Origin of the sequence: Micromonospora sp. CPCC 206171 (assembly GCF_036906755.1) — a bacterium.
GTDB lineage: Bacteria > Actinomycetota > Actinomycetes > Mycobacteriales > Micromonosporaceae > Micromonospora > Micromonospora purpureochromogenes.
The window spans coordinates 72556-85475 of the sequence record NZ_JBAKHT010000011.1 but is presented as its reverse complement, the minus strand read 5'-3'; the positions used below and the strand labels follow the sequence as shown (position 1 = coordinate 85475).

Here is a 12920-nt window from a genome sequence, read left to right as displayed (position 1 = left end):
TCCGCCAACCAGGATCGCGCGATACCCGGAGCTTTCGCCCACCTCGACTGCCCGCCGACGATGCCACGGCCACCATATGACGAATCCGGTATTCCACAGATACCCATCGATGCATCTAGCATCAATGGACATCTATTGATGGGAGGTCGGATGTTCCGACGACACAGTCTTCCCCGTACGGCGGGCGCCCTGCTCGCGATGGTGCTGGCGGCGCTCGGCCTGGTGGCGGTCGAGGCGACGGCGGCCTCGGCGGCCGCCCGGACCGTCTACTACGACGCCAGCCGGGCCGGTGAGTTCCGCACCAACTTCGACCAGGCCGCCACGATCTGGAACAGCTCGGTGAGCACCGTCCGGCTCGCGCCGCGCACGCCCGGCAACGTCACCATCTACGTCGACGACGGCTGGCCCCGGGCGCAGCCGACCGGGCTCGGCTCCGGCCGGGTGTGGATGGGCCGGCAGGCGGTGAACCAGGGGTACGACCGGACCCGGATCGCCACCCACGAGATGGGCCACATCCTCGGCCTGCCCGACCGGCGTACGGGCCTCTGCTCCGACCTGATGTCCGGCAGCAGCGCGCCGGTGTCCTGCAGGAACGCGTACCCGAGCGCCGCCGAGGCATCCCGGGTCAACTCGCTGTTCGGCGGCACGCTCACCGCGCCGACCACCGGGGTCAGCTACACCTGGACCGGCGCCGAGGACCCCGGGCCGTTCGTGGTCGGTGGCCGCCCGGCCAGCGAGAACTACCCGTGGATGGTCTACGTCTCCGGCTGCACCGGGACGCTGATCAAGGTGAACTGGGCGGTCACCGCCCGGCACTGCTCGACCCCGTCGTCGGTGCGGGTGGGCAGCGTCAACCGCACCACCGGCGGGACCGTGGTCCGGGTGACCCGGGCGGTGAGCCACCCGTCGGTGGACGTCAAGCTGCTGCAACTGGCCAGCCCGGTCAGCTACGCCCCGGCGCCGATCCCAGGCACCTCCGGCGCCGTCGGCACGGCCACCCGGATCATCGGCTGGGGGCAGACCTGCCCGCAGCGGGGCTGCGGCTCCGCGCCCGCGGTCGCCAACGAGCTCGACACCTCCATCGTCGCGGACAGCCGGTGCAGCGGCATCAACGCGACGTACGAGATCTGCACCAACAACACGAACGGCAACTCCGGCGCCTGCTACGGCGACTCCGGCGGCCCCCAGGTGCGGCGGATCAACGGGGTGTGGAACCTGATCGGCGCCACCAGCCGGGCCGGGAACAACAACCCCACCTGCGCCACCGGCCCGTCCATCTACGTCGACCTGCCGTCGATCCGTTCCTGGATCAACACCCAGGTGGGCGGCCTGCCCGCCTGAGTACGACCCGTACACCCCGGGGCGTCCGTTCCTACCGCAGCGGGCGCGGACGCCCCACCGGGCCGCCCCGACCGCCGCCGTTCCGGAGACGGTCGCGGTGGTCCGGTCCGGTTCGGCCCGGCTGCCACCGGTCGAGCACGGGCCTGGCAGTCCGGGTCGGGCGGGCCCGGCCGCTGGCGGGTCGGGCGGCGTGGCCGCTGACGGGCCGGGTCGGCTGGGCGGCGCGAAACTCGGTGGGCGAAACCGCGCCACGGGTGGTTGGGTCTGGGTCGTGGAGAAGGTCAGAACGGCCCGGGCGGATGAACTCGTCGACCTGCAACGGATCGAGGTGGCCTCCGGCGCGCCGTTCCGGGAGATCGGCATGGTCGACATCGCCGACGCGCCGCCGCTCGACCTGGAGGTGTTCGGCGAGTGCCAGCGGGCCGGTCGGGTCTGGGTGGCGGTCGGGCCGGACGACCAGCCGATCGCCTTCGCCGTGGCGCACCTGGTCGACGGCTGCGTCCACGTCCAGCAGATCAGCGTCCACCCTACCCACGCCCGCCGGGGCGTCGGCCGGCGGCTGCTCGACCACGTGGCCGGCTGGGCGGCGGAGCGGAATCTGCCGGCGCTGACCCTGACCACCTTCCGCAGCGTGCCGTGGAACGCGCCGTACTACGCCCGTTGCGGGTTCGTCGCGCTGTCATCGGCGCAGGTCGGCCCCGGCCTGGCGGAGGTGCTGGCGGCCGAGGCGGCGCTCGGCCTCGACATGAGCGACCGGGTCGCGATGCGCCGGGCGACGGGCTAGCGGGCGGTGGCCGCCGCTGGCCGACCCGGGTTGCGGCTGCGGGGGCGGTGGGACACCATCGCCCCGATGAAGATCCTGTTCTACCCGGCGTTCCGCGAGCTGGACCTCTCGGGTTCCTCCGCGGACTACCACCGGCTTGCCGACGTCATCGCCGCGGGCGCGGGGACGCGCGCCACCGCCGGCGGCGGAAGCGGCGACGGCGAGGTGGCGTTGGCGGCGGTCGAGGTGGCCGCCGTACCGGGGCGGGCGGTGTTGATCGAGGTGGCGGCGGGAAGGCTCCGGGTGAGCGGCGACCCGGCGAAGCTGGCGGTGCTGGCGGAGAACGTGCGGGCCATGGCGGACGCGGAGGACGGCGGCCACCTGCACGTCGAGTATCACCCCGGGCACTGGTACCTGGCCGAGGGATCGGTGCCGCTGGTCGTCAACAGCCCGCACGGCGCCATGCCAACCCGCTGACGCCCACTCGGCCGACGCTGCACTCCGGTTGCGATTGACGGCAGTTTCACGGAAAGAGTGGCCTTCCGAGGCCGGGAGGCCACTCCTTCCGTGAAACTGCGCGGATCTTGACCGGCGCCTGGGGTGCCGGAATGAGGGGTCAGGACAGGGTGCAGGCGGCGCCGTTGAGGGTGATCAGGTTGGGGGTGGGGTTGGCGAGGGTGCCGGCCTTGCCGAGCAGGCCGAAGGTGACGCTGCCGCCCGGCGGGATCTTCCCGTGGTACGCCAGGTTCCGGGCCGTCACGGTGGCGCCGGACTGGCTGACCTGGGCCGTCCACGCCTGCTCGATTTTCTGGTCACCGGTGAAGGCGTACCGGACGGTCCAGCCGTTCACCGCGCTCGGGCCGGTGTTGCGGATCGTCACCTGGGTGTTGAAGCCGTCCGGCCAGGCGCCGTGCACCTGGTACGTGGCGGCGCAGCTCTGCGCCGGTACCGCCCCGGCGTCGCCCTGGTCGGCAAGGAACGAGGCGAGCCAGGCCAGCGCCGAGTTCCAGTTGATCGCCACCTCGTTGGTCGCGTACGAGTTGATGTCGTCGACGTAGCAGAACATCGGCTTGCAGCCGGCGAGCAGTTGGGCGGCGTACGGGTCCTGGAGGGCGGCGTTCGGGCCGCCGGCCAGCGAACCGGCCGGCGGGTTCGGCAGGTCGGGGTTCAGCTGGTGGCCGAAGATGCGGCTGTGCTGGTTGCGGGCGTGCTGCTCGCCCCAGCCGGTCACGTACGACATGTTGAGCGCGTTGCGGCCGAGCAGGTAGTCCGTCGCCTGCACCGCCCCGTCCCGGTAGGTCGCGGTCCGGGTCAGGTCGAAGGCGGTGGCCAGCACGATGGCGTTGTTGACGACGTTGCTGTTGCTGCCCCACACGTAGTTGCCGGCGTCAGCGGGCAGCGGCAGGCCGTACGCCTGGGCCCGCAGCACCGCCAGGTACCGGTCGGCCGCCTTGGTCACCGAGGCGCGGATCCGGGCCTTCTCGGCGGCCGGCAGGCCGTTCGGCACAGTGGCCAGGTCGAGGCGGCCGAGGGCGGCCACGCTCTGCCAGCCGAAGGCCCCGCCGGCGGCGAAGACGTCGCCGGTGTGGTGCGGCGAGGCGGTCACGTCGTCCAGGTAGGCCTTCTTCCCGGTGGTCAGGTACAGCTCGACCGCCGCCCAGTAGAACTCGTCGGTGACGGTGGTGTCGTCGTACGCCCCGCCGCCGGTGCCGTCGGCCGCGCTGGCGTAGCGCGCCGGGTGCGCCTTGGCGGCCGCGTACGCGGTCCTCGCGGCGGTGCCGCAGCGGGCGGCGAAGGCCGCGTCGTAGGGGGCGAAGAGGCGGGCGCACTGGGCGGCGACGGCGGCCAGGTTGAGGGTGGCCGCGGTGGACGGCGGGTGCAGTTCGCGCGGCTGCGGGTCCTCGTGCGGGGCCAGTGGCAACCCGGTCCAGTTCCGGTCGTGGATCTTGTGGTGGGCCATCCCGGCGAGCGGCCGACCGGCCGGCACCTGCATGCGCAGCAGGAACTCCAGCTCCCAGCGGGCCTCGTCGAGCACGTCGGGGACGCCGTTGCCGCGCTCGGGCACCCGCAGGGTCCCGTCGCCCAGCGCCGCGCCGCCGTCGGCGGTCTCCGCGGTCTTGGTCCGCTCGAAGGTGTTCAGCAGCTGGTAGGTGGCGATGCCGCCGTTGACCACGTACTTGCCGTGGTCGCCGGCGTCGTACCAGCCGCCGCGCACGTCGAGCGAGTAGTCGCAGACGCCGGGCTGGCAGGGCGCCTCGGTGTCGCCCTGGTTGGGTGCGACGCCGACGTGGCCGGCCGGGCGGGCGTACTCGGCGCCGATCAGGTCGCCGTCGATCGGGGTGCCGCTGCGCTGGGCGTAGAAGAACTGGAGCGAGTCGGCGCGCAGCCGGTCGTAGCGGCCGCCGGAGATGTCGAACGGGTGGCTGGTCTCGCCGTCGGCGACCAGCGTGTAGCCGGTGCCCGGCGTGCGGTACGCGGAGAAGTCGACGGTCTGCACGTGCTGCCCGGAGGCGGCGTCCACCCCGCGCGGGGTGCTCTCGCCGCTGGCCACCACCGCGCCGGCCGCGGAGCGCAGTTCCCAGCGCAGCGGGTCGGTCACCTCGGTCACCACGGTGGCGTTCTTCGGCCCGCCCGGCAGGTAGCCGACCTGGTTGACCCGGACCCGGGGGCCGGTGTCCGGCTGGTAGGGCGGGGCCGCCTCGCCGCCGCGCAGCGAGACGTTGTCGAGGCAGATCCGCTGCTCGGCGGCGGACCCGCCGACCTGGAAGATCAGCTGCGCGGCGGGGTTGTCGTCCGGCACGGTGAAGCTCTGCTCGACCCGGGTGCTCTCCGGGCCGGCGGTGGCGCCCACGGCCGCGTACGTGGTGTAGGGGGCGCTGCCGAGCTGGAGGACGGCCTTGACCGCGGCGCCGGGGGTGGCGGAGACGTCGAAGCCGAGCCGGTACTCCGCACCGGCGTTGAGCCGTACCCCATCCTGGCCGATGCCGGCGTCCCAGGGGTTGGCCGAACCGCCGGGGACGGTGGTGCAGAGCCGGCCGTCGGCCGCGTCCAGCGCGCCGGTGCCGTAGGAGAACCAGGGGGAGACACCGGCGCTGAAGTCGCCGTTGCTGAGCTGTTCGGGGGCGTCCGGCGGGACCTCGGCGTGGGCCACGCCGGCACCGGCGCCGGTGAGGGCCAGGGCGGTCGCCGCCAGCAACGCGAGGTGGCGGCGTCGGATTGGGATCACGGGGATTCCTTCCGGGGCGGGGAAGCGGTGGGGGTCGAGGGAGAGCGATGTCTGGGAGCGCTCCCAGCAATGCCCCGATGTTTCCAGTGCATCTCGTCCGTGTCAATTGATCGGGCTGGATGACCTGCCGGCCGCGCCCGACGGCCCGCCAGGAACGTGAACGACAGTGAGATTCGCCGCGCCACGACCCGTCCTCCTGATCTCCTAGAGACAACAGCGCCCTTCGCCTGGCAGGCTGCCTCCCATGACCCTGAAGCTTCGTTCCGTCGGGACGAGCGACCGTGGGCTGATCCGCAGCGGAAACCAGGACGCCCTGCACGCCGGTGCCTGGCTCGTCGCCGTCGCCGACGGCATGGGCGGGATGGCGGCCGGCGACCTGGCCAGCCGGATCGCCATCGACGCGATCGCCCCCCTGGACGTGGAGACCCCCGAGGACGCTCTGGTGGCGGCGCTGCAGAGCGGGATCGAGCTGGCCACCGCGCGGATCCGCCAGGCGGTCGCCGAGGATCCGGAACGACAGGGCATGGGCACCACACTGACCGCCCTGCTCTTCTCCCGGACCGGCAGCTGCCTCGCGCTGGCCCACATCGGCGACTCCCGGGCCTACCTGTTCCGCGAGGGCACGCTCAAGCAGATCACCCGGGACGACACCTTCGTGCAGATGCTCGTCGACCAGGGCGTGATCGGCCCCGAAGAGGCCGCCAGCCACCCCCGGCGGGCGGTGGTCACCCAGGCGCTGCAGGGCGAGGACGTCTCCCCGGCGTACGCGACGATGGTCCCCTGGGCGGGGGACCGCTGGCTGCTGTGCAGCGACGGACTCTCCAACGTGGTCCGCCCGGACACCCTCGCCGAGGTGCTGGCCGAGACCGCCGACCGGGAGCTGTGCGCCCGCCGTCTGATCGACCTCGCGCTGCGGGCCGGCGGCCCGGACAACGTCACCGTGCTGATCGCCGACATCGTCGAGGAGTGAGCCGGAGCCGGTTCAGCGGCGCCGGGGGGTGGCGTGCCGGGTGGGCGTGGCGCTGCCCGGGTCCTCCGGCCACGGGTGGCGCGGGTAGCGGCCGCGCAGCTCGGCGCGGACCTGCGGGTACCCGGTACGCCAGAACGACGCCAGGTCGGCGGTGACCGCCACCGGCCGGCCGGCCGGGGAGAGCAGGTGCAGCAGCACCGGCACCCGGCCGTCGGCGATCCGGGGCGCGGCCGGCCAGCCGAACGTCTCCTGGAGCTTCACCGCCAGCACCGGCGCCGCCGGGTCCGCGTAGTCGACCCGGATCTTCGAGCCGCTGGGCACCTCGATCCGCTCCGGCGCCAGCTCGTCCAGCCGGGCCGCCTGCCGCCACGGCAGCAGCCGGCGCAGCGCGGCGGCCACGTCGATCCGGGCCAGGTCGGCCCGCCGTCGCGCTGCGGCCAGCTCCGGGCCGAGCCAGTCGTCGGCGGCCGCGAGGAGGGCGTCGTCGGTGACCTCGGGCCACTCGTCGCCGAGCGCCCGCCGGCAGAACTCCAGCCGCTGCCGCAGCGCCCGGGCCGCCGGCGTCCAGGTCAACACCGACAGCCCTTCCTGGCGCAGCCCGTCGCGCAGCGCCGCCGCCAGCAACGTCTGCTCCGGCCGGGCCAGCGGGCGGGTCAGCAGCTCGATCGCACCGAGCCGGGCCACCTCCCGGGCCACCACGTCACCGTCGACCCAGCCGACCTCCCGCGCCTCGCGCAGCAGCGGTCCGCCCGCCTCCCGGGCGGTCGCCTCGTCCAGCCCCGCCGCCAGCCGCACCCGGGCGGTCGGCGCGCCGGGTGACCGGTCGGCCACCGCGACGGCCAGCCAGTCGACGCCGGCCAGCCCCGACCCGGGCGCCAGCTCCGCCGCGGTCCCACCCGCCATCAGGTACGACCGTCCGCCGGCCCGGCGGACCCGGGCCAGCCGTTCCGGGTACGCCAGCCCCACCAGCAGCCCGGCGGCCAGGTCGTCGGGCAGGTGGGCGCGGCCCCCGACACCGGGAGCGGTGGGCAGGGCGGCGCGCAGCCGGCGTACCTCGGCCCGCCAGCGGGCGGTGGCCCCCGGGTCGGCGTTGCCGCGCAGCCGCCGCCAGGCGGCGACCAGGTCGTCGTCCCGGCCGGTCAGGCCCTCCTCGGCCAGCAGCGCGACCAGCTCCGCCGCCCGGTCGGCGCCGACCCGCGGCGCGCCGTCGAGCAGGGCCCGGCCCAGCCGGGGATGGGCGCCGGCCGCCGCGATCGCCCGGCCCCGCGCGGTGATCCGGCCGTCCGCGTCGACGGCGCCAAGGCTGGTCAGTGTCTCCCGGGCCACCGTCAGCGCCGCCGGCGGCGGCGGGTCGGGCAGGGCCAGCCCCGTGCCGTCCGGACTGCCCCAGGCCGCCAGCTCCAGGGCGAAGCCGGTCAGGTCGGCGGTGGCGATCTCCGGCTCGGGCTGCGCGGCCAGCCGCTCGTGGGTGGCCGCCGACCAGCAACGGTAGACGTGGCCGGGTGCCTCCCGCCCGGCCCGGCCGGCGCGTTGCGTGGCGGCGGCCCGGGAGACCGGGACGGTGACCAGGGCCCCCAGGCCGCGGGACAGGTCGGTGCGGGCCACCCGGCTCAGCCCCGCGTCCACCACCACCCGGACGCCGGGCACGGTGAGGCTGCTCTCGGCCACCGAGGTGGCCAGCACCACCCGTCGGCGGTCGGTCGGCCGCAGCGCTGCGTCCTGCGCGGCGCCGGGCAGCCGCCCGTGCAGCGGCAGGACGGCCACCCGGTCGGTCAGGTCCGCCAGCCGCCGGGCGACGCCGGCGATCTCGCCGGCCCCGGGCAGGAAGACCAGCAGGTCCCCGTCGCGCTCGTGCAGCGCCCGCCGGACGGTGGCCGCCACGTGGTCGAGCAGGGCCGGGTCCACCCGACCGGCGCCGGGCGGGGTCACCGGCCGGGGTGGGGGCGCCCAGATCCGGGTGACCGGGTGCAGCGCCGCCTCGGCCCGGACCACCGGGACCGGCCGGTCCGTGCCGAGCAGCGCGGCGAACCGGTCCGCCTCCGGCGTCGCGGACATCGCCAGCAGCCACAGGTCGGGGCGCAGGGCGGCTCGGGAGTCCACCGCGAAGGCCAGCGCCAGGTCCGCGTCGAGCTGCCGCTCGTGGACCTCGTCGAGCAGCACCGCGCCGACCCCGGGCAGCTCCGGGTCGTGGTGCAGCCGGCGGACCAGCAGGCCGGTGGTGACCACCTCGATCCGGGTGCCGGGGCCGACCCGGCGTTCCCCGCGCACCGCGTACCCCACCCGCCCGCCGACCCGTTCGCCGAGCAGGTCGGCCATCCGGCGGGCCGCCGCGCGGGCGGCCAACCGACGCGGCTGGGCCACCACCACCCGGCCGTCGACCCGGTCGGCCACCGCGAAGGGCGCCAGCGTGGTCTTGCCGGTGCCCGGCGGCGCCACCAGCACCGCGCCGCCGGCCTCGGCCAGCGCCGCGACCAGCGCCGGCAGGACCGGACTGACCGGCAGTCTCAGGGGTACGTCGGAGAGCACGGTGCCCACTGTGGCACCCGGCGGTCAGCCGGGGCGCACCGCGTCGACGCCGGTGACGAAGGCGACCCAGGTCGCGGACGGGAAGACCAGCACCGGCCCGCTCCGGTCCTTGCTGTCGCGGACGGCGACCCGACCGTCGACGGTGGCGACCTCCACGCAGTTGCCGTTGCCACTGCTGCGCGTGCTGGTGCGCCAGTCCGCCCGGGCCAGGTCGAGCGCGGTCATCCCCGTACCTCTCGTCTTCTGCCGGCATGCCGCGATGCGGTCACGCAAAGTTACGAGAAGCGGCCTCCAGGCGAGCCACGGAGTCCGCCGGATCCCGTGCCATGCGGCACAGCTCCTCGTGCACAAGGCTATACCCGCGCACGTGACCGGCATCCTCCAGAGCCAGCCCCATCGTGAGATTGTCCAGGTAGACCACGGAGGCGTCGGCGGCGTCGGGGAACTGCAGGATGACGTACGGGGTGCTCATCGCCGGATGCGCCCCGGCCATGAATGGAAGTACGTAAATAGTCACGTTCGGTGATTGCGCGATCCGGGCCATGTGGGTCAGCTGCTCGGCCATCACCGCCGCGCCGCCGACCGGGCGCAGCAGCACCGCCTCGTTGAGCACCACGGAGAGCTGGACCGGCGACTCCCGGCGCAGCACCTCCTGCCGCCGCAGCCGGGCGGCCACCTTGCGCTCCAGCCCCTCCTCGCCCGCGGTGCGCCGGTAGATCTCCCGCGCGTACGCCTCGGTCTGGAGCAGACCGGGCACCGACTCCGCCTCGTACGTGCGCAGCGTCGCCGCCTCGGCCTCCAGTCCGACGTAGAACTCGAACCATTCCGGCAGGACGTCGCTGTAGTTCTGCCACCAGCCGCGCTGCTGCGCCCCGCGGGCGATCTCGATCAGCGCCTCCGCGTCCGCGCCGGTGACCGCGTACAGCGCCAGGGCGGCGCGCACGTCGCGCGGCTTGATGCCGATCTGGGCGTTCTCGATCCGGGACAGGTTGCTCTTGGACATGTCGAGCTGGCGGGCGGCGACGTCGAGCGTCATGCCGGCACGCTCGCGCAGTTGACGAAGTTCACGGGCGATCCGGCGGCGGCGGACGGTGGGGCTGGCGGTCACCCTCTGAGTCTGGCACGGCAAGATCCGCAGGTCGCGCCAGCACGGAGTGCAACCGTCGAATCCGGGAGTTGCAATGGCCGGAGGGTGCGGGCATCCTGTCACCCGGCGTCGATCACATGTGGACAACCCGCGTTGGAGGCTCGTTTGCTCATCGCCGACGAGTTCTTCCTCATCGCCCACAACGACAGCCGGGGCAAGGCGAAACTGCACCCGGCCGCGACCGGGCTGGGGCTCGCCGGCGCCCTCCTCGGCGAACTGATCCTGTTCGGACAGATCACCGTCTCCGGCGGGCTCGTCACGGTGCTGGACCGGCGGCCACCGCCGGACGCCCTGGCGCACACCGTGCTGGACCAGTTGATCGGCGAGTCGCAGCACCAGTCGGTGCGTACCTGGCTGAGCTTCCTGGCCCAGACGGCGACCACGTCGGTGGGGGAGCGGCTGGCCCGCGCCGGGGTGCTGCGCCGGCAGGAGAGCCGGCGGTTGCTGCGCACCAGCGTCAGCTACGTCCCGATCGACCTCAACGTGGTGGCCTGGCCGGCCACCCGGCTGCGCGCCCTGCTGGAACGGCCGGATCCCCCCGGCGTGCCGGACGCCGTCCTGCTCGGCCTGGTCTGCGCCGCCGGGCTGAGCCGGGAGGTGCTCTGGAGCGCCGGACCCCGGGCGCACCACCGGCTCGGCGTGCTCATCCCCGCCCTGCCCGCCCCGCTGCGGGAACTCGTCGCGCACACCGAGGCCGCGGTCGGCGCGGCCGTGCTGCGCGGCATTCCCTGAGCTGTGCCACCACCATCCCCCTCATCCCCCCTCGAACCGGAGCCGCCCCCCATGTCTCCCACGTCGACGCTGGAACGCCCCAGCAACGTCTCCGACGCCCTGGCCCGTGGCCGGTTGGGCGTCCCCTCGGTCATCTTCTTCGTCCTCTCCGCCGCCGCGCCGTTCACGGTGGTCGCCGGGGTGGTCACCACCGGGTACGCGGTCACCGGCGTGACCGGCATCCCGCTGGCCTTCCTGGCGGTCGCGGCGGTGCTCGTGCTCTTCTCCGTCGGCTACGTGGCGATGGCCCGCCGCGTCGCCAACGCCGGCGCGTTCTACGCGTACATCTCCCGCGGGCTGGGCCGGCCGGCCGGCGTCGGCGCGGCCTGGGTGGCGCTGATCGCGTACAACGCCCTGCAGGTCGGGCTCTACGGCACCATCGGCATCGCCGCCGAGCCGGTGCTCGACCGGCTCTTCGGCGGGCACCCGCAGTGGTGGGTGGTGGCCCTGGTCGCCTGGGGCCTGGTCGCCGTGCTGGGCCTGCTGCGGGTCGACATCAACGGGCTGGTGCTGGCGGTGCTGCTGGTCACCGAGATCGCCGTGATCGTCGTCTACGACCTCGCGCAGCTCACCCACCCGGCCGGCGGGGAGGTCAGCGTCGCCGCGCTGTCGCCGGAGAACCTCTTCGTGCCGGGCGCCGGGGCGGTGCTCGTGCTCGCCATCACCGGCTTCGTCGGCTTCGAGTCCTCGGTGGTGTTCAGCGAGGAGAGCAAGGACCCGCGCCGGACGGTGCCGATGGCCACCTACCTCTCGGTCGCGATCATCGCGGCGCTCTACGCCCTGTCGTCCTGGACGATGACGGTCGCCACCGGGCCGGACCGGATCGCCGAGCGGGCCGGCCAGGACAGCGTCCTGCTCATCTTCAACCTGGCCGGCGAGCACCTCGGCGACACCGCGGTGCTGATCGGCCAGGCGCTCTTCGTGACCTCGGTGCTGGCCGCGATGATCTCGTTCCACAACACCACCGCCCGGTACGCCTTCGCGCTCGGCCGGGAGCGGGTGCTGCCCGCCGCGTTCGGGCAGACCTCGCCGCGCACCGGGTCGCCCCGGGTGGCGTCGCTCGCGCAGAGCGTCCTCGGTCTGCTGGTGATCGTGCTGTACGCGGTGAACGGCTGGGACCCGGTGCTGAAGCTGTTCTACTGGGCCGGTACCGGCGGCGGCTTCGGCGTGCTGCTGCTGATCGCGGCGACCTCGGTCGCGGTGATCTCGTTCTTCGGCCGGCAGGGGGTGCGGGAGACCCTGTGGCGGCGGGCGATCGCCCCGGGCCTGGCGGCGGTCGCGCTGGCCGTGATCATCGTGGTGGCGCTGGACAACTTCGCCAACCTGCTCGGCGTCGCGCCGGACTCCCCGCTGCGCTGGGCGATCCCGGCGGTCTACCCGGTCGCCGCGCTGCTCGGCGTGCTCTGGGGCGTGATCCTGCGGCGCAGCCGACCCGACGTGTACGCGCGGATCGGCCTGGGCGCGGAGAGCGCCGCGGCGGCCGTGCTGCCGGAGCCGGGCCAGCCGACGCCGGCCGGGGCGGGGGTACGGCGGTGACCGGGCTGGTCGTCGAGCGGCTCGGGCCGGCGGAGACCCGGGCGGTCGCCGAGCGGATCGCCGGCGCGTTCCACGAGCTGGCGGCGACGCGGTGGCTGGTGCCGGACGCCGCGAAGCGGGAGGCCGTGCTGGCGGACAACTTCGAGATCCTGGTCGACCACGCGATGCGGCACGGCCTGGTCCACGCCACCGCCGACCGGTCCGGCGTCGCCGTCTGGTTCCCGCAGTCCGGCGACCCGGCGCCGCCACCGGCCGACTACGACGAGCGGCTGGCCGCGGCCTGCGGCGAGTGGACCGAGCGGTTCCAGCACCTCGACACGCTGTTCGAGGCGCACCACCCGCACGACGACCACCACCACCTGGCGTTCCTGGCGGTGGTCCCGCAGCGGCAGGGGCGGGGAGTCGGCACCGCCCTGCTGCGGCACCACCACGCGGCGCTGGACGCGGCCGGTGTGCCGGCGTACCTGGAGGCGAGCAGCGAGCGCAGCCGCGACCTCTACGCGCGGCACGGCTACCGGGTCGGCGAGCCGTTCCGGCTGCCCGACGGCTCCCCGTTCTACCCGATGTGGCGGGCGCCGGGCAGCCACTGAGCGCGGTACCCGAAGGCCGGCGCCGGCGATCAGCGGCGTCGGCCTTCGCG

General features: G+C 74.5%; 11 protein-coding genes. 7 read left to right on the top strand and 4 right to left on the bottom strand.

All coding sequences use genetic code 11. From position 1 onward, the window contains the following. The first annotated feature begins 60 nt into the window (after positions 1 to 60). From V6U89_RS15335 to V6U89_RS15325, 3 genes are all read left to right on the top strand, one after another. A complete protein-coding gene (locus V6U89_RS15335) occupies positions 61 to 1341 on the top strand; it encodes a snapalysin family zinc-dependent metalloprotease (RefSeq protein ID WP_442933931.1) in 1281 nt (426 codons plus the stop codon). Positions 1342 to 1612: 271 nt separating this feature from the next. Further along, positions 1613 to 2125 (top strand): GNAT family N-acetyltransferase, encoded by a 513-nt coding sequence (locus V6U89_RS15330; protein ID WP_334571705.1) that lies wholly within the window; start codon positions 1613 to 1615, stop codon positions 2123 to 2125. 66 nt (positions 2126 to 2191) lie between these two features. Then, the gene (locus tag V6U89_RS15325; protein WP_334571703.1) at positions 2192 to 2581 is read left to right on the top strand and encodes an Imm32 family immunity protein; all 390 of its coding nucleotides are present in this window, start codon (positions 2192 to 2194) and stop codon (positions 2579 to 2581) included. Positions 2582 to 2720: 139 nt separating this feature from the next. On the opposite strand, the gene V6U89_RS15320 is transcribed toward V6U89_RS15325, so the two are convergent. After that, on the bottom strand, positions 2721 to 5330 hold the full coding sequence (locus tag V6U89_RS15320; protein ID WP_442933930.1) for a glycoside hydrolase family 9 protein: 2610 nt from the start codon (positions 5328 to 5330) through the stop codon (positions 2721 to 2723). 244 nt (positions 5331 to 5574) lie between these two features. Between V6U89_RS15320 and V6U89_RS15315 the strand changes: the two genes are divergently transcribed. Further along, entirely contained in the window at positions 5575 to 6300 is a 726-nt protein-coding gene (locus V6U89_RS15315; RefSeq protein ID WP_334571701.1) for a PP2C family protein-serine/threonine phosphatase, read from the top strand. Positions 6301 to 6312: 12 nt separating this feature from the next. Here V6U89_RS15315 and hrpB read toward each other — a convergent pair whose 3' ends face one another. Genes hrpB through V6U89_RS15300 form a run of 3 tightly spaced genes read right to left on the bottom strand, consistent with a single transcriptional unit; the run spans position 6313 to position 9934 of the window. Beyond that, the gene (hrpB, locus tag V6U89_RS15310) at positions 6313 to 8826 is read right to left on the bottom strand and encodes an ATP-dependent helicase HrpB (protein WP_334571878.1); all 2514 of its coding nucleotides are present in this window, start codon (positions 8824 to 8826) and stop codon (positions 6313 to 6315) included. Positions 8827 to 8850: 24 nt separating this feature from the next. Beyond that, the gene (locus tag V6U89_RS15305; protein ID WP_334571699.1) at positions 8851 to 9051 is read right to left on the bottom strand and encodes a DUF397 domain-containing protein; all 201 of its coding nucleotides are present in this window, start codon (positions 9049 to 9051) and stop codon (positions 8851 to 8853) included. A gap of 40 nt (positions 9052 to 9091) precedes the next feature. Beyond that, complete coding sequence (locus V6U89_RS15300) at positions 9092 to 9934, bottom strand: helix-turn-helix domain-containing protein (RefSeq protein WP_334571697.1); 843 nt, start codon at positions 9932 to 9934, stop codon at positions 9092 to 9094. A gap of 144 nt (positions 9935 to 10078) precedes the next feature. Between V6U89_RS15300 and V6U89_RS15295 the strand changes: the two genes are divergently transcribed. From V6U89_RS15295 to V6U89_RS15285, 3 genes are read left to right on the top strand one after another with little or no spacing between them, the layout of a single operon-like run. Further along, entirely contained in the window at positions 10079 to 10705 is a 627-nt protein-coding gene (locus V6U89_RS15295; protein WP_154938990.1) for a GOLPH3/VPS74 family protein, read from the top strand. Between the two features lie 51 nt (positions 10706 to 10756). Next, positions 10757 to 12280 carry an APC family permease gene (locus tag V6U89_RS15290; protein ID WP_334571696.1) on the top strand — a complete coding sequence of 508 codons (1524 nt, stop codon included), beginning with the start codon at positions 10757 to 10759 and terminating at the stop codon, positions 12278 to 12280. After that, on the top strand, positions 12277 to 12870 hold the full coding sequence (locus tag V6U89_RS15285) for a GNAT family N-acetyltransferase (protein WP_334571694.1): 594 nt from the start codon (positions 12277 to 12279) through the stop codon (positions 12868 to 12870). Before V6U89_RS15290 ends, V6U89_RS15285 begins: the two co-directional genes overlap by 4 nt. Positions 12871 to 12920 lie beyond the last annotated feature (50 nt).

Bases quoted from the DNA above. Each gene is read 5' to 3' on its own strand.
- V6U89_RS15335 (WP_442933931.1), top strand. From the start codon at position 61: ATGCCACGGCCACCATATGACGAATCCGGTATTCCACAGATACCCATC.
- V6U89_RS15290 (WP_334571696.1), top strand. From the start codon at position 10,757: ATGTCTCCCACGTCGACGCTGGAACGCCCCAGCAACGTCTCCGACGCC.
- V6U89_RS15315 (WP_334571701.1), top strand. From the start codon at position 5,575: ATGACCCTGAAGCTTCGTTCCGTCGGGACGAGCGACCGTGGGCTGATC.
- V6U89_RS15305 (WP_334571699.1), bottom strand. From the start codon at position 9,051: ATGACCGCGCTCGACCTGGCCCGGGCGGACTGGCGCACCAGCACGCGC.
- V6U89_RS15325 (WP_334571703.1), top strand. From the start codon at position 2,192: ATGAAGATCCTGTTCTACCCGGCGTTCCGCGAGCTGGACCTCTCGGGT.